The sequence below is a fragment of the Nonlabens arenilitoris genome (assembly GCF_002954765.1).
In the GTDB taxonomy this organism is placed as follows: Bacteria; Bacteroidota; Bacteroidia; order Flavobacteriales; family Flavobacteriaceae; genus Nonlabens; species Nonlabens arenilitoris.
On record NZ_MTPW01000001.1, the window covers coordinates 1459701 to 1478975 of the forward strand.

The 19275-nt window shown below is 36.3% G+C and carries 14 protein-coding genes; 6 read left to right on the forward strand and 8 right to left on the reverse strand.

The window, feature by feature from the left end; translation table 11 throughout:
* Positions 1-14 precede the first annotated feature (14 nt).
* From BST92_RS06505 to BST92_RS06515, 3 genes are all read right to left on the reverse strand, one after another.
* On the reverse strand, positions 15-383 hold the full coding sequence (locus tag BST92_RS06505) for a hypothetical protein (protein WP_105070714.1): 369 nt from the start codon (positions 381-383) through the stop codon (positions 15-17).
* A 164-nt stretch (positions 384-547) separates the two neighbouring features.
* Complete coding sequence (locus BST92_RS06510) at positions 548-1993, reverse strand: DUF5689 domain-containing protein (RefSeq protein WP_211292454.1); 1446 nt, start codon at positions 1991-1993, stop codon at positions 548-550.
* An 11-nt stretch (positions 1994-2004) separates the two neighbouring features.
* Positions 2005-4833 carry a carboxypeptidase regulatory-like domain-containing protein gene (locus BST92_RS06515; RefSeq protein ID WP_105070716.1) on the reverse strand — a complete coding sequence of 943 codons (2829 nt, stop codon included), beginning with the start codon at positions 4831-4833 and terminating at the stop codon, positions 2005-2007.
* Between the two features lie 127 nt (positions 4834-4960).
* Between BST92_RS06515 and BST92_RS06520 the strand changes: the two genes are divergently transcribed.
* Complete coding sequence (locus BST92_RS06520) at positions 4961-6034, forward strand: endonuclease/exonuclease/phosphatase family protein (protein ID WP_105070717.1); 1074 nt, start codon at positions 4961-4963, stop codon at positions 6032-6034.
* 50 nt (positions 6035-6084) lie between these two features.
* On the opposite strand, the gene BST92_RS06525 is transcribed toward BST92_RS06520, so the two are convergent.
* Together BST92_RS06525 and BST92_RS06530 are read right to left on the reverse strand one after the other, a co-directional pair.
* Entirely contained in the window at positions 6085-6447 is a 363-nt protein-coding gene (locus tag BST92_RS06525; protein WP_105070718.1) for a YraN family protein, read from the reverse strand.
* Positions 6448-6450: 3 nt separating this feature from the next.
* Positions 6451-7356 carry a S66 peptidase family protein gene (locus BST92_RS06530; protein WP_105070719.1) on the reverse strand — a complete coding sequence of 302 codons (906 nt, stop codon included), beginning with the start codon at positions 7354-7356 and terminating at the stop codon, positions 6451-6453.
* Between the two features lie 105 nt (positions 7357-7461).
* Here BST92_RS06530 and BST92_RS06535 point away from each other — a divergent pair, with 105 nt between their 5' ends.
* The 3 genes from BST92_RS06535 to metG all read left to right on the forward strand — a co-directional run bounded on the left by BST92_RS06535 (position 7462) and on the right by metG (position 12744).
* Entirely contained in the window at positions 7462-8916 is a 1455-nt protein-coding gene (locus BST92_RS06535; protein WP_105070720.1) for a DUF1800 domain-containing protein, read from the forward strand.
* Positions 8917-8924: 8 nt separating this feature from the next.
* The gene (locus BST92_RS06540; protein WP_105070721.1) at positions 8925-10529 is read left to right on the forward strand and encodes a DUF1501 domain-containing protein; all 1605 of its coding nucleotides are present in this window, start codon (positions 8925-8927) and stop codon (positions 10527-10529) included.
* Between the two features lie 127 nt (positions 10530-10656).
* On the forward strand, positions 10657-12744 hold the full coding sequence (gene metG / locus BST92_RS06545) for a methionine--tRNA ligase (protein WP_105070722.1): 2088 nt from the start codon (positions 10657-10659) through the stop codon (positions 12742-12744).
* A gap of 71 nt (positions 12745-12815) precedes the next feature.
* Here metG and BST92_RS06550 read toward each other — a convergent pair whose 3' ends face one another.
* Entirely contained in the window at positions 12816-13490 is a 675-nt protein-coding gene (locus BST92_RS06550) for a hypothetical protein (protein WP_105070723.1), read from the reverse strand.
* A gap of 297 nt (positions 13491-13787) precedes the next feature.
* Positions 13788-14897 carry a TolB family protein gene (locus BST92_RS06555; RefSeq protein WP_105070724.1) on the reverse strand — a complete coding sequence of 370 codons (1110 nt, stop codon included), beginning with the start codon at positions 14895-14897 and terminating at the stop codon, positions 13788-13790.
* A gap of 36 nt (positions 14898-14933) precedes the next feature.
* On the opposite strand from BST92_RS06555, the gene BST92_RS06560 reads away from it, so the two are divergent.
* Both BST92_RS06560 and BST92_RS06565 read left to right on the forward strand, forming a co-directional pair.
* On the forward strand, positions 14934-16175 hold the full coding sequence (locus BST92_RS06560) for a M28 family peptidase (protein WP_105070725.1): 1242 nt from the start codon (positions 14934-14936) through the stop codon (positions 16173-16175).
* 352 nt (positions 16176-16527) lie between these two features.
* Positions 16528-18717 carry a TonB-dependent receptor gene (locus BST92_RS06565; RefSeq protein ID WP_105070726.1) on the forward strand — a complete coding sequence of 730 codons (2190 nt, stop codon included), beginning with the start codon at positions 16528-16530 and terminating at the stop codon, positions 18715-18717.
* 72 nt (positions 18718-18789) lie between these two features.
* Here BST92_RS06565 and BST92_RS06570 read toward each other — a convergent pair whose 3' ends face one another.
* On the reverse strand, positions 18790-19218 hold the full coding sequence (locus tag BST92_RS06570; RefSeq protein WP_105070727.1) for a Rieske (2Fe-2S) protein: 429 nt from the start codon (positions 19216-19218) through the stop codon (positions 18790-18792).
* Between the last annotated feature and the right edge of the window lie 57 nt (positions 19219-19275).

Below are 19275 nucleotides of genomic sequence, written 5' to 3' on the forward strand. Positions count from 1 at the left end.
ATTCATTTAGGTATCTATAAACTAATTTTTAATCCAATTTTCTCATACTCAATTTCTTTACAACTAAACTCTAATGAACCATTTTCATAATCGATTACTTTATAGTTAATTGATTCTAGTTGATCAGAAGATAAATCAATAATATCAAATCCTGTGATTTGATGTAATCCCATAGAATTGGAAATAAAGTTTAGACTACTAACTTGTATGAATTGAAGATGTACAATTTCAAATTCATTTTTAAGATCTGGCCAAGTAGCATTTGATTTTCGCGATTGACAATAAACTTTTAAGAAAACACCGGATTCATTCCATACTAGTTCCTGAATAAATGCAACACTAGAAGGATCAAACTGTTTTAGGTTCGAGGTTATGCGTTTCATGTTTTATAAATATTATCTAAAGTAGATAGAATGGTTCCTAAAATAGGACTGATTTTTGTCTTCAATTCTTAAAGATAGGATGGTTAGAGAACACAAAAAAGCCCATTGCAAATAGCAATGGGCTTTTCTTATATGTTTTCGCTTAAAGCGAAATAACCCTTTTACTAATTACTAGTCATAGAGATGTTATCTAGCTCATAAGTACCATCAGTACCAGAATCTCCTGATCCTTCATAACGGAAAGCGATATGACCTGTGCCAGTTACACAGTCTAATGATACGTTATCAGAGAATACCCAGTTACCAAAGAACTCACCGTCATCAACGATAGTTGCGTCTGCAAGAGGTTTCCACGTTGCTGTAGCGATTCCTGCCGTTGTTCCATCCCAATCATCAGAATAAAGTACTTGCATTGTAGAACCATCAGAGAAGCTGTTAGAAGTTTCAAAAGAGAATACTTCACCTGTTTGAGCATCAAAGTCAAATTCTGGTGTGATTAACCATGCGATTGTAGAAGCATCATTTGAATTAAATGATCCTACGCGTACACTTTTACCTAGTGAAGCATTTGTTCCTCCAGAAGTGTATACTTCCCAAGTTTCTGTACCAGCTTCTTGGAAGTTAGTCCATCCTGCAGGCATTGCTGCTGCTCCTGTAGATTGTGTTTCAAAGTTCTCGCTTAGTAATGTATTAGGTCCTGCAGCTGCTGCGTTACCACAAGAAACAGGTGTTAAATCACAACGGTTAGTATCTGTAAGATCGAAGTCTTCAGGAGTATTTACATATAGTACATAAACATCATCAAAGAAATCTCTAGTTAATACGGCACTGATAGAACCTTTGCCGTCAGGAATGTTTAAGGCTTTAAAGTCAGAGAAAGTACTTGTCCATAAGTTTGCAGTCGCTCCAAAAGCATCATTACAGCTTTTAATACTACGCTCACCATCAAATTGGTCAAATGACTCAGCGGCAAATGATAAGTCGATTTGCTCTTCTACAAATTGTACGTTGTTCACTCTAACCCAAATAAGTTCTAGAGCATCAGAAAAGTCTGCAAATTCAACATCCACAGGAACGATATCTGCTACTAAGTTATCTCTTTTAATAACGTCTGCCTCACTTGATGCTGCAATACGTTCTATATCACTACCTGCACCAGCTATACCTAATGTGGTAACTCCATTTGAAGTTCCTACAGTAAGACCTGTTAACTTAACAAATACTTTTCTACCGAATTCATATCTTGTAAACAATGGGTTTACATCAATAGAAATGGCAAGACCAGCTGTAGGGTTTTCTGGTTCGTCTTGAATAATTAATTCTTTAAACCAGTTTCCTCCTTGGTCATCTGATATCACATAACCTGTAATATACTCATCTACTCCGCTTGCTGATTGCTCAAAAGTAAAGGTGTCATCACCACTTTGTGCAAGCCTAGAAGCTACAGTGCTTAATGCAACAACATTACCGTCAACAGTCACAGGTGTTGTGTCATTAAACGTAGGTACTGTAAAATCATCATCTCCTACACAAGAAAATGTGATAGCGGCGATAAACGCCAGCGCTATTATTTTATGAAAAGCTCTCATATTATTTATTTTATTTTTCATCATTAATTTTATTAAAATCTTAGGTAAACGTTTAAGTAGTATGTGCGACCATTTCCATAGAAATATCGTGGTGCAAACACTTCAATTGGGTTGTTACTATCGTCTAGAACATCTTGATAATTTGCAAGACGACCTTGTTCAAATCCACCAGTTCTATATTCTTTACCTAGTACATTATTGATAGTCGCAAAGAAACCTACAAACTTGTCACCTATTTTCCAAGATTTACCACCTACTACATTTAGTAGTTCATAAGGGTTGAATTTTTCTTGTCTTAATAAGCTTCTTGCAACGTCTTCATCATAATTTGATACTGGTAAACCGTCTAAATCAGTCACAAAGTTTTCTGATCTTCTTAATGGTGCAACGTCCACATATGAATTAGAGAAGAAGTTTGCAGTAGCACCTACCCACCAGTAATCTGGATCACGGTATTCAAAACCTACTTGATAAGCTTGTTCTGGCCCACCAGCGATGTGGTAATCTTTTAAATTAGTAGTTCCATCACCAAATGTCAAATCGACATTAGGAAAGTCATCACTATTTAAATAGATATTAGGATTGTTGCTATAAGTATTTGTACCAAACGCAGCAGCTGCTTTTAAAGCAATTGTTGGCGTTACTTGAACTTCCAGTCCTAGTTCTCCACCGATATTGCGACGATCTATGTTAGTCATCACTTCTTGTACAAAAGCGTTACCATCTTGAGTTGGAGCACCAGATAAACCTTCTACAAAATAGAAGCCTACATCCGTACCATCTTTAAATTGTGTGAAGTAACCTGTTAATCTAGCCTTTACAATAGGTGATCTGTAGATATAAGATATATCTGTAGAATATACTGTCTGAGACTCTAGACCTGTTGTAGTATTATTATTCTGTCTAGCATTAGGGAATGCATTTCTTATCGTAGGAGCGTCTGTTAAATAAGCCCCATTAAAATCTATAAAGCTTTTACCGCTTAATTTATAAGTAGCACCACCTTTAATTCCAAAGTTGGTAAAATCTAGTTGTTCTCCTTTTCCAAAAGAATTGTCAGCAAAGTTACCATTACGGAATTTTCCATCTCTTTGATAAGAAGTTTGAGTGATATTACCAGCTATATAGAAGTCAACCTTTTTGGTCTTGAATTGAGCTTGTGCAAAAGCGTCTATTTCATCAACGAGTATGTCATAGTTATACTTATAACGATCACCTTCACCAGCAATTCGGTTAGGATTATTTAAATCTGACTGTGCCGCTTGATCTTGCGTTATATTAGAAGTTTCTTGTGCAAAGAAATCTACATCCAAGTATCCACCGCCACCTAAAAGATCATCTATTCTTGCATAGTTTTCACTTTTTAAATTACGATAGCTTACTCCACCTGTGAATAAAATATTATCTGTAATATCTGCAGTAAGAATTGAGTTAACCATTAAAAGGTCGTCGTCGATACGATCTTCTTGTATTGCATAAACACTAGTTCCTCCTTGTTGAGTGAATGAAGCGTTTGCTCTATAAAGAGCGTCCCAATCTAGCTGACCATCACTTATAAATTCTTGCTGAGCTAGATAAGCATTAGAATAGTCTAAACCGTTACGTAGGAAGTAACTAGGTAAATTTTGATAATAATCAGGATTAGGGTTACGTGCACCACCTATGTAAGAATCTTGACCATCTAGAGTTACTAAACGAGTACCACCATTATCGATACGAGTGTTCCCTATACGACCAAATTGATATCCTACGTTAGTGTTTAATTTTACTTTATCATTGATTTGCCAGTTGTGGTTCAACATTAAAATAGGCTCTTCAATTTCTCTGATACGACTATTGCGTTTTTCACCATCGATATAACCCCAGTTAGGATTATAAGTAATTCCTCTTAGGTTTTTTACCTCTTCAGTCATTGGCGATTGTCTACCACGACGATTAGGAGTATACATACCTGTGAAGTTTATGAAATGATTGTCATTAATCTTTTTCTCTACAGATAGGCCTATAGAATTTGCATCATATACGGTACCATCTATAAATCCTTCTTCACCAGCTCTACGTGAAGCACTTATCGAGTATGCCCATCCATTACTTTTCAATCCACTATTGTAGGTTGCCATAAAGCGACCTGTATAACTACGGTTACCAGCAGCATATGAGATACGACTACCTTCCCTTTGTTGAGAAGCACGCATATCTATGCTCTGTACACCACCTAAACCACCAAATGTATTATCTGCAGCAGATAATCCCATAGTGAAGTTTTGGTTACGTTGTAAGTCATTTAATCCACCCCAGTTACTCCATTGCGGTCTTCCAGAGAAAATTTTATTCATAGTCAATCCATTAATAAGGACACGACCATCTTCACTATTTAATCCACGAGGTCTAAAGAAAGTAGCACTAAAATCAAATGCAGCAGCTCTTAAAAAAATATCTCTTGATGATTGTAAAAGTCCAGATACATTATTTGCAGCATTCTGGTCATCAGATAAGTCATTTTCTGTTAAGGAGATAACACCTGCAGTTTGTTCTTGATTACTGAAATCAACTCTTAAATAAAGAGGATCAATGTTTACTGGTGTTAATTCATTTACAACTATAGGTAAAGTACGGTTGTAGTGATCAGCTGCACTTACCTGCATTTTCTGATCTCCTTGTGGAATACCGCTGGCAAAATTAAAGAATCCATCAGCATCTGTAGTTGCTGTAAATTTGGTTCCTAAGATTTCAATCAGCGCTCCTTTGATAGGTTCCTCGGTTGATTCGTCAATTACTCGACCTTTTACCACTTGGGCACTCGCAATAGAGCCACAGACCAGTAAAATCAACAAAATCAACTTGCTAATTTGTTTATTCATAAGAGTTGTTTATTAATATATCGTTATTAATGGGCTGCAAAAGTACGTTTTTCTATGGTTAACAGTACCTTTGGCGCGGCGTTTGTATAAATGTTTACATAATGTTAATCTAAGTTAATAAAAAGAAATGTATAAATATCTCATTACCAGTGCTTTTGTTTTTTTCGCTTTCGCTAAAGCGTCTCATGCACAACAAGATAAGAATGATGCAAAGCAGTATAAAATTCAAACTGTTGCGTTTTACAACCTAGAAAACCTCTTTGATACAGAAGATGATCCTACTATCAATGATGAAGCTAGTCCTATGATGGAACTGGCCGAAGGATTAAGAGAAGATGTGTATCAAAAGAAATTAACAAACATGGCACGTGTTCTTAGAAAAATTGGTGCAGATAAGTCTGGTACTGCTCCTGCATTAATAGGTGTTTGTGAAGTTGAAAACCGTAAGGTGCTTGAAGACCTAGCTAGTCACGAGCTATTAAGAGACTATGATTATGGAATAGAACATTATGATTCTCCAGATAGACGTGGTATAGATGTCGCTTTACTATATAAAAAGAGTGAATTCAAAGTCATTAACTCACAATCGAGACGTCTAGACATATCAGATCCCGGTAGTGGTAAACGTATATATACGCGTGATCAGTTAGTTGTAACTGGTGAACTTAACGGCGATCCTATGAGTGTTATCGTTAATCACTGGCCATCACGTAGCGGTGGAGAAATGCGTAGTAGGGCAAAACGTGTTGCAGCAGCAGCATTAAATCAGCAAATCATCGATTCTTTACATACTACTAATGCTATGGCAAAAATCATGACTATGGGTGATTTAAATGATGACCCGACAAATGAAAGTGTTTTAGTGACACTAAACGCTCAAGCAGATCAAGAAGATGTGAGACCTCAAATGATATACAACCCGTATATTCAAATGTTGAAAGATGGTTTTAACACTCTATCTTATAGAGATGCAGGTAACATATTTGATCAAATAATGCTTACTTATCCTTTATTAAAAAAGTCAAATCAAGAAGGTTATTTTTATTACCACGCTGGTATTTACAACCCTAGTTTTATGACTAATAAATCAGGACGTTACAAAGGATATCCACTACGTAGTTATAATAATGGTAGTTTTACTAATGGTTTCAGTGACCACTTTCCTGTATATGTATACCTTATAAAGGAAGAAAAAGAATAATAACCTCATCACACTATAAAAAAGCAGCCTTTGGGCTGCTTTTTTTATTTCTAAAAATGATAAAAAGCATTTTCTAAATGTTCGATTTTTGTTCCTGCTTTATTTTTTATAATGGCAATAATATCAAATCTAGCCTCGATATCATCACCAGCATGATGTTCAATATAATGGTCGGCAGTAGAGACTAGCCTTTTAATTTGAGCAGGCTTTAAAAAATCTTGAGGATCACCAAAGTCTGGTGTAGAACGTGTTTTTACCTCTACAATAACAATGGTGCTCCCTTTTTGTGCGATAATGTCAATCTCTCCCTTGAGATACACATAGTTTGTGGTAAGAATATCATATCCATTTTTAAGCAAGTAGTTCACAGCAATTTTTTCTCCTTCTTTCCCTAGTTCGTTATGATCTGCCATAAATTAATAAGTGAAAGTGATTTGATTTCTTTTAATAGACACATGTATGTCTGCACCTAGTTTTATACTACGATTATCTTTTACATGGCCAGCAGGAAAATTAAATATTACCGGATAATCATAGCTAGCAGTTATCTCTTTTATAATCTCTTGTGCATTTTTACCAAACGGGATTTTGTGATCTCTCATATCACTCATTCCGCCTACGATTAACCCTTTAAGCTTATCTAAATGTCCAGCTCTTTTAAGTCCATATATCATACGTTCTATATGATATACATATTCATCTATATCTTCTATAAATAAAAAACACCCATCGGTATTTGTAAAACTTTTAGAGCCTAATAGACTGTAGAGAATAGATAAATTTCCGCCTACCACACGAGCTTTAAGTTCTTGAGGTTCTATATTGTTATCATTTGCAATAGATATACTTTGAGAATGACCTATTAAGGCTTTTTTAAAACTATCTATACAAGATTGTGATTTGTCTTTAAGTTCTAGTGGCATAAAGCTATGTAAACTCGTGAGATCCATCTTTTGTATATGACTATGGAGCACCGTTACGTCTGAATAACCTATGATTAGCTTTTTAAAATTCGCTTTCGCGAAAGCGGAAAAATCAACATTATCGATGATTTGCACGGTTCCATAGCCACCACGAGCAATCCATATGGCGTCGATATCTTCATCATTTAAAGCATCTTGAAAATCAGTAATTCTTAAGCTAGTTGTACCGCCAAATTGATGATTTATAGCTCCTATAGTTTTACCATAGCTCACGCGCAAGCCCCATGATTCTAATAACTCACGTGCTGGCTTTAAGTCAGCTTGATCAGCGCTTCTTGCTGTACATAAGATACGTACATGATCGTTTCTTTTTAAACCAGTATATGTATATTCTCTCAATATCAGTGAATTAGCTATTTGTGTGTTGGGTGAATTTATACTAAAAGTCTTAAAACTAAGTTAAGGAATATATATCTTTATCATTAATACTTAATGTGCTAGCTTATGGAAACCTTTACATCTTGTAACACAGCCACCTTATCGCCCTATGTTCCTACGACAACAAAACCATGGAACATACAACGAGTAAGGCATGTAGTAAAAAGGCTAGGGTATGGTCTAGACGTCGCACAAGAGAATACCATTTTATCACAATCGCCCACAGCATTTGTAGATACTTGGATTACAGATTCTATCAATTACATGAACACACCTGCGCCGGTTTGGGGCAACTGGGCACAATCTGATTATACAGATTTTAATAGCGAGGCATTTCCTCAAATGGTAGAGTGGTTAAAACAGACTTTTGATGATTCTCTTAATCTTAAATTAAGAGCAAAAATGACGCTTTTTTGGCATAATCATTTTGTGACTAAGGCAGATGATTATCAAGCGCCATCATGGCTATATCAGTATTATGATCTATTGCAAACTCATGCTCTAGGTAATTTTAAAACGCTTACTAAAGAAATCGGTAAGAATGAAGCCATGCTGGTTTATCTTAATGGAGTGCTCAATAATAAATGGAGTCCAAATGAAAATTATGCTCGAGAACTTTTTGAGTTATTCACTGTAGGAGCAAATAATAATTATACACAAACAGATATTGTAGAAGCGGCTAGAGCTTTAACAGGATATAATAGCTGGACCCAATTGGGCGCACCTATTGTATTTCAAAGTTCTACATTTGATAATACAGATAAAATAATCTTCGGTAGTGCACCTACTAATTTTGATCACGACAGTTTAATAGATCACCTCTTCAGCGTTAGAGCAAATGAGATTTCAGATTTTATCGTAAAAAAAATATATAGAGCTTTTGTGGGTCCAGAATTGCCTTCACAAACAATAATTGATCAATTAGCGACAACATTCCGCACTGGGAACTGGGAAATTGTACCGGTTTTAAGACAGCTTTTTAAAAGTGAGCACTTTTTTGAAGATGATGCTATAGGTTCTATTATTAAGGATCCTATGGATTGCTTTTTAACTTTTATAAAAGAGGCTAATTTCCCATACACACCACAACAACTTGAAGTATTGGTATATTATTCGGCAAACTTAGGTCAGGAATATTATAATCCCGTGGACGTTGCTGGATGGCAAGGTGATCGCGATTGGATCAATAGCAGTACCATCACTGGTAGATGGCAAGGTCTAGAATATATCATGTGGACGACATGGAATCTAGATCAAGAGTTATTTAGAAATCTAGTTATTTCTATAGCGAGTTCTAATAATGATCCTGCCATTATCGCTCAAGAAATGGTGGATCGATTTGTTCCAAAAACATTACATACTACGGCAGACTATGCTCTAGCAACACAAGTATTTAAAGGAGATGTGCCTCAAAATTATTATGATAACATGCAATGGAATCTTCAATGGGGTTCTGTTCCTTATCAAGTGGTTTTATTGCTGCAACACATTTTTAGAATGCCAGAATTTCAACTTAAATAAATAGCGCTATGTGTGATACTCATAAAAAACATCAAGATCCTAATTCACAGGCGCATCACGAAGAGCATGAAGCTTGGAGTCGAAGAACTTTTTTACAAGCCCTAGGCATTGCCGGTGCAGGAACATTTGCCTTAGGTGGAACACAAATTTCTAGTGCGATGGCCAGTCCTATTACAGCGGCGTTATCATCTAGTACAAATGATCGTGTTTTAGTATTAATAAGACTGAAAGGTGGAAACGATGGTTTGAATACAATTGTCCCTTTAAATCAGTACGGTACTTATGCTTCTCAACGACCTAATATCGCACTTGCTCAAAGTAGTCTTTATAATTTATCGACAGACTATGGATTGCCATCATACATGAGTAGTTTGCAATCACGATGGGGAAATGGAGAGATGAAAGTTGTACATGGTGTAGGGTATGCAGGTCAGGATTTATCACATTTCAGATCTAGTGATATATGGGCAAGTACAGATGCTGTAAATAATGAAGAAACTGGATGGATGGGCAGATTTTTTGAAAATGAGTATCCTAATTTTTTATTGAGTCCGCCAGCAATTCCGCCAGCGATACAAATAGGTAGTTTAGGCAATTTAGCTTTTGAAGGTATACAAACTAATTATGCCTTTTCTGTGGCAGATCCACAACAGCTTTACAATCTAGCGCAAAACGGATGGCAGCACGATGCGTTGAATGTACCACCATGTACTTATGGAGATCAGTTAAGCTTTTTAAGAACAACTACTAATACCACATTTGCTTATGCAGGTGTTATCAATACTGCGTATCAAGCAAGTACAACGCAAGCCACATATGGCAATCATACCATTGCAGATCAGCTGGCAATTGTTGCAAGATTGATTAAAGGTCAATTAGGAACTAAAGTTTATATGGTGACCTTAGACGGCTTTGATACACACGCAAATCAGGCAGGTACGCATGCAGACCGCATGCAAAAATTAGCAGATTCAATTGATGCTTTCTATACAGATCTTGCTGCTTATGGTAATCAGGATGAAGTATTGTGTATGACCATATCAGAATTTGGTCGTCGTGTAGAAGAAAACGGCTCAAACGGTACAGACCATGGCGCTGCGGCACCTATGATGCTTTTTGGCGGTGGATTAAACGGTAATGGCTTTATAGGGACACATCCCAGTTTGACTAACCTAGACGCAAATGGTAATATGATCTACAGTACAGACTTTAGAGATGTATATTCTACCGTTATGAAAGAATGGTTGTGTATCGATCCTACAGTAGTAGATCAGGCCATGCTTAATGGCAATTACAACAATATAAACTTAGGATTTAATTGTACTACTTTATCATCTCCATCTTTTGAAAATCAAGACTTCAAACACTTTGTGGTCAATAGACAAGACAGCGATGTACTTTATCTAAAAATGGATGTAGGGCGCAAGCTGGATATTAAGATTTATAATTTCATGGGCCAGCAAATAGGTCAATTAACAAATGAATATTACATGCCTGGTGTCCATGAGATTGATATAAAAGCAACATTACAAACTCGATTAGCATCCGGTAATTATATCTACAGAATTAGTTCTGGTTCAGATCAGTACTCGAGCCAGTTTTTGATACGATAGCTCTCTGATTATATATTGATTTGTGTTTACGCTTTCGCGAAAGCGTCATCATAACCATCAACCTGCTATAAAAACACGTGCATAGCTGTTTCATTAATCGTAAATTTGCAACTCTCAAAATAAGTTCATGAGCAGTCAACAACGATATACGATTACGGCAGCATTGCCATATACTAACGGTCCAGTTCATATAGGACACCTTGCAGGTGTATATGTGCCTGCAGATATTTTTGCACGTTACCAGCGCATGCGTGGTAGTGATGTAGCCTTTATTTGTGGTAGTGATGAGCATGGTGTTCCCATTACTATTAAGGCAAAAAAAGAAGGTATTACTCCGCAAGAACTGGTAGATCGTTACCATAAAATTATAGGAGATTCTTTTAAAGAATTTGGAATCACCTTTGACCATTACGGTCGCACTAGTTCTACAGAGCATCATAATACAGCAAGTGCTTTTTTTACAAAACTCTATAATGACGGTAAGTTTATAGAACAAGTAACAGAGCAATTATATGATCCAGAAGCAGACCAGTTTCTAGCAGATCGTTTTGTAGTAGGTACATGTCCTAAGTGTGGTAATACAGAGTCTTATGGAGATCAATGTGAGAAATGTGGAACTTCTCATAACGCAACAGATTTAATAGATCCTAAAAGCGCTATTACTGGTAACACACCAGAGTTGAAAGAAACGAAGCACTGGTTCTTGCCACTAGACGAATACAGCGACTGGCTCAACGAGTGGATTGTTGAAGGTCATTCTAAGGATTGGAAAGCAAACGTATTAGGACAAGTAAAAAGCTGGATTACAGATGGTTTGCATCCACGTGCCGTGACGCGTGACCTAGATTGGGGAATTCCGGTTCCTGTAGAAGGAGCAGATGGTAAGGTGCTATACGTTTGGTTTGATGCTCCAATTGGCTATATCTCTGCAACTAAAGAATGGGCGGCACGCGAAGGAAAAAATTGGGAAGATTACTGGAAAAAGGATGATACAAAGCTATTGCACTTTATAGGTAAGGATAACATTGTTTTTCACTGTATCATTTTCCCTGCGATGTTAAAAGCGCATGGCGATTATGTGATGCCAGATAATGTACCAGCAAATGAATTTTTAAATCTAGAAGATGATAAGATTTCTACTTCTAGAAACTGGGCCGTTTGGTTACATGAGTATCTAGAAGATTTCCCTGGACAGCAAGATGTGTTACGTTATGTATTAACGGCAAACGCACCAGAGACTAAGGATAATAATTTTACTTGGAAAGATTTTCAAGCGAGAAATAATAATGAGTTAGTTGCAAATCTAGGGAACTTTGTAAACCGTGTTATAGTGTTGACTAATAAATACTACGACGGTATTGTTCCTGAAACGGCTAATCTTGCTCAAAGAGATCTAGATGTTTTAAAACAAATCAAAGCATTTCCTAAAACCATAGGTGATAGTTTAGATCGTTACCGCTTTAGAGAAGCATTGCAAGAATTAATGAACTTATCCAGTATAGGTAATAAATACATTGCCGAAGAAGGATTAGAGCCTTGGAAACTGGCCAAAACAAATCCAGAGCAAGTGCAAAACATTATGTATGTGTGTTTACAATTAACCACAGCACTAGCCATTTTAAGCGAGCCTTTTTTACCGCATACATCAACCAAATTAAAAAACATGCTTAATTTGAAAGAGTGTCACACTGAGCCTGTCGAAGTGCCTCGCTCTGGATGGAATCGCGTAGCCAGTGACGAACCACTACTACCATCCAACCACAAAATCAATAAAGCCGAGTTGCTTTTCTCTAGAATAGAAGATGAGCAGGTAACCGCACAATTAGAAAAATTAGAAGCCACCAAAGCTGCAAATGCGGCAACAACACCTAACCTTATGCCACAAAAAGACGAAACGAACTACGACGACTTCATGAAAATGGACTTGCGAGTAGGAGAAATTCTTACTGCCGAGAAAATGCCTAAAACAGATAAGTTGATGGTTATGACGGTTGATACAGGAATCGATAAAAGAACCATAGTATCTGGAATCGCACAACACTTCAGTGCAGAGGAATTAGTAGGTCGTAAAGTAACCGTACTGGCAAATCTTGCTCCTAGAAAACTACGTGGTGTAGAATCTCAAGGAATGATTTTACTGGCTGAAGATCCAGAAGGAAAATTAGTATTTGTAAATCCAGATGATGCGGTTGTGAATGGAGCTACTATAGCATAAAAAAGATTTTCCGTAGGCAGGCATAAGTCTGCCCTTAGGAAATAAATACTACCTACTAAACTAATATTTAATTATTCAGGATATATAACTTCCCAAATAGTTCCATCTATTTCATCAAAACGGATGACACCAAAATTTTGATCATAATAGATAACATTAATATTGTGTAATAAATTTGAAGTGGTTGAACTGGAATTCCTTACCTGATTAGATCCGGAATCAAATTTAACTACTTTGTTGAAATGCATATTATTTACTTGAAACATTCCAACTTCTGTAAATTCATTTTCTCTTAAAAATAGATTTGCCGGATTCTGACTTCCTGAAAGTCCAAATCCATTAATTGAAACGTTCCATAATGGAAAATTAAGCGATTGCTTAAATGAAGAATGGCTTTTATTGACGTAATAATGCATTTGTTCTCTATACGTATGACTATTCGTGTCGTGCTCTAGCAATGTCATTTTAATCACTTGACTATCAAATGTATGCTGAGGTTTGCGATTATTGCCTGAACTGAGAAAGAATCCTGGTCCAGAAATAGGATAATATCCTCTAGCACAATTATCAACTTCAATTACCTCAAAGTTTAGTATTTCATTGTTGTCGTTCTTGTATTGGATAATTTGACCTTCAAAATAGTTGTAAGAAATACTCTTTTCCTCTTGCTCTTCTGTGAATGAATAAGTCGGATTTGTAAAATTGCATTGCTCTTTTACATCATCTTCAGAGCAACCTGAAATCAAAACAAGTAAAAAAAAATAATAGAAAATGTAATTGATTTAAATATTTTGTAAGTCATTACATCAAATTTTGATATTTAAATGTAACGATTTTATATCAAAACTATTGCATTTTTGATTCTGACATAGCATAAGCTAGTCACTATTGTGAAGAACAAAAAGTCGTATGTTAGTAACCAATATTTAATTTTCAAATAGATTTTCATATTTGACATGCTAACTATTGGTGTTGGCATTGACTAAATATAATTGCGAAAAATCTAGCCAAATTCCCAGCAACCCAAAAACCTAATCACCCAATTAATCCTTCCACTCCGCAATAAAAAGATTTGTATCGCGTCCACCGCCATTATTACGATTAGAAGAGAAGGCTAGGTATTTACCGTTGTTTGAAAATACAGGAAATGCGTCAAAAGTTTCACCGTGTGTAATGCGTTCTAGACCAGTTCCATCAGTATTAATCATATAAAGATTGAAAGGAAAACCACGCTCTGCCTCAAAGTTTGAAGAGAATAATACACGTTTTCCATCTGGTAAAAAGAAAGGCGACCAGTTGGCATTTCCTAGCTGAGTCAATTGGCGTAAATCAGACCCATCTGCATTACAAATGTAGAGTTCCATCTCTGTAGGCTGCACCAGTCCTACTTTCAATAAGTCTTTATATTCTTTGATTTCTTCTTCAGTTTTAGGACGTGAAGAGCGGAATATCAATTGCGATCCGTCAGGTGAGAAGAAAGCACCACCATCATAACCTAATTCATAAGTGATTTGCTTCACATTACTACCATCTATATCCATAGTATATAATTCTAGATCACCACTACGGTCACTGGTAAAGACTATTTTATCACCTTGTGGAGAAACAGTAGGCTCGGCATCATAACCTTTTTCGTTCGTCAATTGAGCTGTGATATTTCCATCTAGATCTGCCACAAAAATGTCGTAACTGTCATAGATAGGCCATACATATTTACCATTTTCCTTAAGTGGTGTGTCTGGACAATCATCCATCGCAAGGTGCGTACTCGCATAAATGATATGCTCATTATCTGGTAAAAAATATGCGCAAGTCGTTCTTCCTTTACCGGTAGAGACCATTTTAGGCACGCTTTCGCGAAAGCTGTCTCCATTATTCATCAAGAACATTTGATCACATTCTACATCCCAAGCGGTGTTGTTGCTTTGAAACACCAATTGTTTATCATCAAAACTCCAGTAAGCCTCGGCATTATCGCCACCAAAGGTTACCTGCTGGATATCCTTAAAGTGTTTTTCACCTTCCATGATTAATGGATTGTCATTTTGTGGTGCTATATTTTCTATTTGTGAAGAGGTAGTTTCTTCAGTTTTTGAGGCTTCTTTACAGCATACAACAGCCATTAATGCGATTAGAAATAGGAACGTTCTCATGGATGATTTAATTTTGAGCAAAATTACAAGCTTGATATGAGAATCACGATATTTTTTATAGCCATTTGTTTATTAGCCTCTTGCAAGACCGATTTAAAGAATCTAGAACCTGTAAAAGGCAATATGAAAGCCGATGTGGTTTATCTAGCATCAGACGACTTGCAAGGTCGTGAGACCGGTACTTCTTATGAATTGCAAGCAGCAGATTATATCGCAAAACGCATGAAAGAATCTGGTCTGGAACCTAAAGGTAATGCGGGAACTTATTTCCAAACTTTTTCCTTTAAACCATCCAGTGATCCACATCAAGAAGCCGCTTTTACAGACGAGAAAGGCGATGCATTTCTTACTGGTACTAACGTTCTAGGTTATATTGATAATGGCGCTGCACAAACAGTAGTCATAGGTGCGCATTATGATCACCTAGGAATGGGTGGTGAAGGTTCTCTACATCGTGAAGGAGAAGCTGTTCATAACGGAGCAGATGATAACGCTAGTGGTGTTGCGGTTATGTTAGATCTAGCTTACGAATTGAAAACGAGCGAGAAAAAAGGAAACAACTATTTATTCATGGCTTTTTCAGGCGAGGAAATGGGATTATTAGGGTCTAATTACTTTACTAAAAACCCTACCATAGCCTTAGATTCTATTACTTACATGATTAATATGGATATGGTAGGACGATTGAATGAAGAAAAAACACTTGCCGTTTATGGAACAGGAACTTCACCACGATGGAACCAAATCATCAATGCCGTAAACAAAGACTTTAATCTCGCTTTAAATGAAAGTGGTGTAGGTCCTAGTGACCACACATCATTTTACTTAAATGATATTCCCGTACTGCATTTCTTCACAGGGCAACATGAAGATTATCACAAACCAGGCGACGATGCTGATAAGTTGAACTATGAAGGAATGCAGCAAATCTCAGATTATATACTAAGAATCACAGCAGAGTTTGACAACGCAGGGAAACTAGCCTTCAGAAAGACTAAAAATGAAAGCGAAGAAGTACCACGTTTTAAAGTAGGTCTAGGCGTAGTTCCAGATTATTTGTTTACAGGAAAAGGAATGCGCATCGATGGAATAAGCGAGGAAAAGCCAGCGCAAAAAGCAGGCTTAATGAAAGGTGATATCGTTGTAAAATTAGGAGATAGCACGATAGTAGATATGATGAGTTACATGCGCACACTAGCAACATTTGATAACGGCGATAAAACCAAAGTTACCGTAGATCGTGATGGTAAAATGGTAGAGAAAGAAATTGAGTTTTAAGCTTTGAGTTTTGATTTTTTCCATAAATAAAATTGCTAATGTGCTCAACTTGAATACAACAAAAATTCAGTATTAAATAAGTTTCAATTTTATTTTTCTATTTACTTTTTCAGACTACTTTTGCACCCAATCTCAAGGGGTGCTTTTAGAAATAGAGGCTGAGATTATACCCAAGGAACCTGGGCGAGTAATGTCGCTAAGGGAAAAGATGTAAACTGGTTTTGATGTGTGAATTATTTCGCTTTCGCGAAAGCGTGCATCTAATTAATTTATGTCAAGAGAATCCTTCAAACATTTTATTTTAATCAAACCGAATAAATGCCCCTTTTATTTGAACTTAAACAAAGTTCTTATGAAACATTTATCTCGCGTTGTAATTGCTATGGCATTAACCATAACCGGCCTAGCAACAGCGCAAACAACACAAGAAGCAGACACCACAAAATCTGAAAAACTAGATGCGGTGCTTGTAAAAGCCGTACGTGTAAACGCAAAATCGCCTATTACACACAGCAACCTTACTAAAGAAGAAATTGCAAAACGTAACTTAGGACAAGACATTCCTATTCTTCTTAATTTTTTACCATCTGTAGTAACGACTACTGATGCTGGTGCAGGAATAGGTTATACAGGATTAAGAGTGCGTGGTGTGAGTTCACAATCTACTAACGTGACCATCAACGGTATCCCTTATACAGATGCAGAATCGTTAGGTACTTTTTGGGTCAATCTAGGAGACTTTTCTTCTTCTGTAGAGAGTTTACAACTACAGCGTGGAGTAGGAACTAGCACTAATGGTAGTGGTGCCTTTGGCGCAAGTATTAATGTGTTAACTGATGCAGTATCCAAAGAATCCAGCGGTGAAATCTCTAATTCTATAGGTAGTTTTAACAGTAGAAAGCACACCGTAAAGTTCTCAACAGGTCTCATGAATGATCACTTTGAGATTGCTGGTAGATTGTCTAATATACAATCTGATGGTTATATCGACAGAGCGACCTCAGATTTAAAGTCGTATTTCTTACAAGGTGCTTATGTAGACGATAATACCTTAATTAAAGCGGTAACCTTTGGTGGTAATAATGTTACTTATCAATCTTGGTTTGGTATTGATAGAACAACACTTAGGGAAAACAGAACCTTTAATCCAGCTGGTCAATATGAAGATGAAAATGGTGACACTCAATTTTATGATAACGAGGTAGATGATTATAGACAAGATCACTATCAATTACACTGGAACCAGCGTTATAACAGAAACTGGTCTACTAACATAGGGTTGAACTATACTTACGGACGTGGATTCTTTGAACAGTTTAAAGAAGATGATGACTTTTCTACTTATGGATTTGATGAACTAATAGTTGATGGACAGACCGTAAACACAACAGATTTAATACGTCGTCGCTGGTTAGATAACGACTATTACGTCCTTAACGCGAGTGCAAATTATAAAAATAGAAATCTAGACATGATTTTCGGGACATCCATCAGTCATTATGATGGTGATCATTATGGTGAGGTGATATGGGCAAGATTTGCAAGTCAAAGCAATATTAGAGACCGTTATTATGATGGTAATGGTAAAAAGAATGACTTCTCAGTATTTTCAAAAGCTACTTACAAGCTTAATGATAGAGTACAACTATATGGTGATTTACAAGTAAGAAATGTAAATTATTCTACGTCTGGGATCACATCAGATCTTGTAGAATTGTTAGTTGATGAGAATTACACATTCTTTAACCCTAAAGCTGGTGTAACATATAAGTATAATGATAATAATGATTTATACCTATCGTATGCAAGAGCAAATAGAGAGCCTAATAGAAACGATTTTGAAAGTGACTCTTCTATCAGACCAGAACAGTTGAATGACTTTGAACTAGGATGGCGTCACAAAGAAGGCAACTTCTCCTTTAATGCAAACGGTTACTTAATGTTATATAATGAGCAATTAGTGTTAAGTGGTGAGTTAAATGATGTAGGTGCACCATTAAGAACTAATAGTGGTGAAAGCTATCGTTTAGGTCTAGAATTAGAAGCTGTAATACCCGTTAATAGTAAGCTTACGATTCAGCCTAATCTAGCTTTAAGCAGCAATAAGAATAAAGAAACCATAAGATCATTTGATGGAGAGTTACAAAATCTAGGCAGTACTGATATCGCTTTTTCACCAGAAGTAGTAGCCGCAAATGCTATTGTTTTTCAACCTATAAAAAATCTACAACTTTCTTTACTTAGTAAATTTGTTGGTGAGCAGTTTATGAGTAATACTGAGGCGCAAGAATCTAAATTAGACAGCTATTTTACAAATGACATCAATTTAATTTACACCATTAAGCCACGATCAGTATTTAAAACTATTGTGTTTACTGCGCTAGTAAATAACATCTTTGATGAGAAATATGAGTCTAACGGTTATTACTTTACCTATGATGACGATTTCTCTAATCCAGGCACCATCACAACTGTAGAAGGTAATGGATTCTATCCTCAAGCAGGTATTAACTTCTTAACTGGAGTAACACTTACTTTTTAAAAAGTAGAATAAAATTTATTAAGGTTCTAATCTAGATGTGATTTTAAATATCACGCTAGGTTAGAGCCTTTTTTAATTAAAGACTCTAATAATATTACCACTACGTTCTACACGATAAGCTTTTAAACCATATTGTCCGCCACCTTGTGTAGGCTGGCCATTAAAGATACTGTACTCATTATTATCATCTGTACACGGGCAAGATGCCGTGATGCCAGAAACCGTCATTTTAGAGCACTCATTAGGCGAGTGATTAGGGTCACTCAATTCATATGCAAAGTATTGAGAATTTCCAGGATGATATATGACAAAACCACGCAAACCACCACTATTAACCACTACAAAATTACCAGGAAAGTTTAAAGCACCATATTGTGGTAAATTAGTATTCAATTCTACCTGAAAGGCAAGATTAACAAGAAATGGATTGTTGCGAGCGTCATCATCACTCGCACACGACAATGCGATAAACAGCACACTTATAATAAACGCTTTACGCATAATTTAGTTTCTTTTAAAGACTTCAAATGTATAACGATGATATTGATATTTAGTATA

What these genes read in the sequence shown, in the direction of transcription:
- BST92_RS06505 (WP_105070714.1), bottom strand. Translation starts at nt 383, where the DNA reads ATGAAACGCATAACCTCGAACCTAAAACAGTTTGATCCTTCTAGTGTT.
- BST92_RS06510 (WP_211292454.1), bottom strand. Translation starts at nt 1,993, where the DNA reads ATGAAAAATAAAATAAATAATATGAGAGCTTTTCATAAAATAATAGCG.
- BST92_RS06515 (WP_105070716.1), bottom strand. Translation starts at nt 4,833, where the DNA reads ATGAATAAACAAATTAGCAAGTTGATTTTGTTGATTTTACTGGTCTGT.
- BST92_RS06520 (WP_105070717.1), top strand. Translation starts at nt 4,961, where the DNA reads ATGTATAAATATCTCATTACCAGTGCTTTTGTTTTTTTCGCTTTCGCT.
- BST92_RS06525 (WP_105070718.1), bottom strand. Translation starts at nt 6,447, where the DNA reads ATGGCAGATCATAACGAACTAGGGAAAGAAGGAGAAAAAATTGCTGTG.
- BST92_RS06535 (WP_105070720.1), top strand. Translation starts at nt 7,462, where the DNA reads ATGGAAACCTTTACATCTTGTAACACAGCCACCTTATCGCCCTATGTT.
- BST92_RS06540 (WP_105070721.1), top strand. Translation starts at nt 8,925, where the DNA reads ATGTGTGATACTCATAAAAAACATCAAGATCCTAATTCACAGGCGCAT.
- metG (WP_105070722.1), top strand. Translation starts at nt 10,657, where the DNA reads ATGAGCAGTCAACAACGATATACGATTACGGCAGCATTGCCATATACT.
- BST92_RS06555 (WP_105070724.1), bottom strand. Translation starts at nt 14,897, where the DNA reads ATGAGAACGTTCCTATTTCTAATCGCATTAATGGCTGTTGTATGCTGT.
- BST92_RS06560 (WP_105070725.1), top strand. Translation starts at nt 14,934, where the DNA reads ATGAGAATCACGATATTTTTTATAGCCATTTGTTTATTAGCCTCTTGC.
- BST92_RS06565 (WP_105070726.1), top strand. Translation starts at nt 16,528, where the DNA reads ATGAAACATTTATCTCGCGTTGTAATTGCTATGGCATTAACCATAACC.
- BST92_RS06570 (WP_105070727.1), bottom strand. Translation starts at nt 19,218, where the DNA reads ATGCGTAAAGCGTTTATTATAAGTGTGCTGTTTATCGCATTGTCGTGT.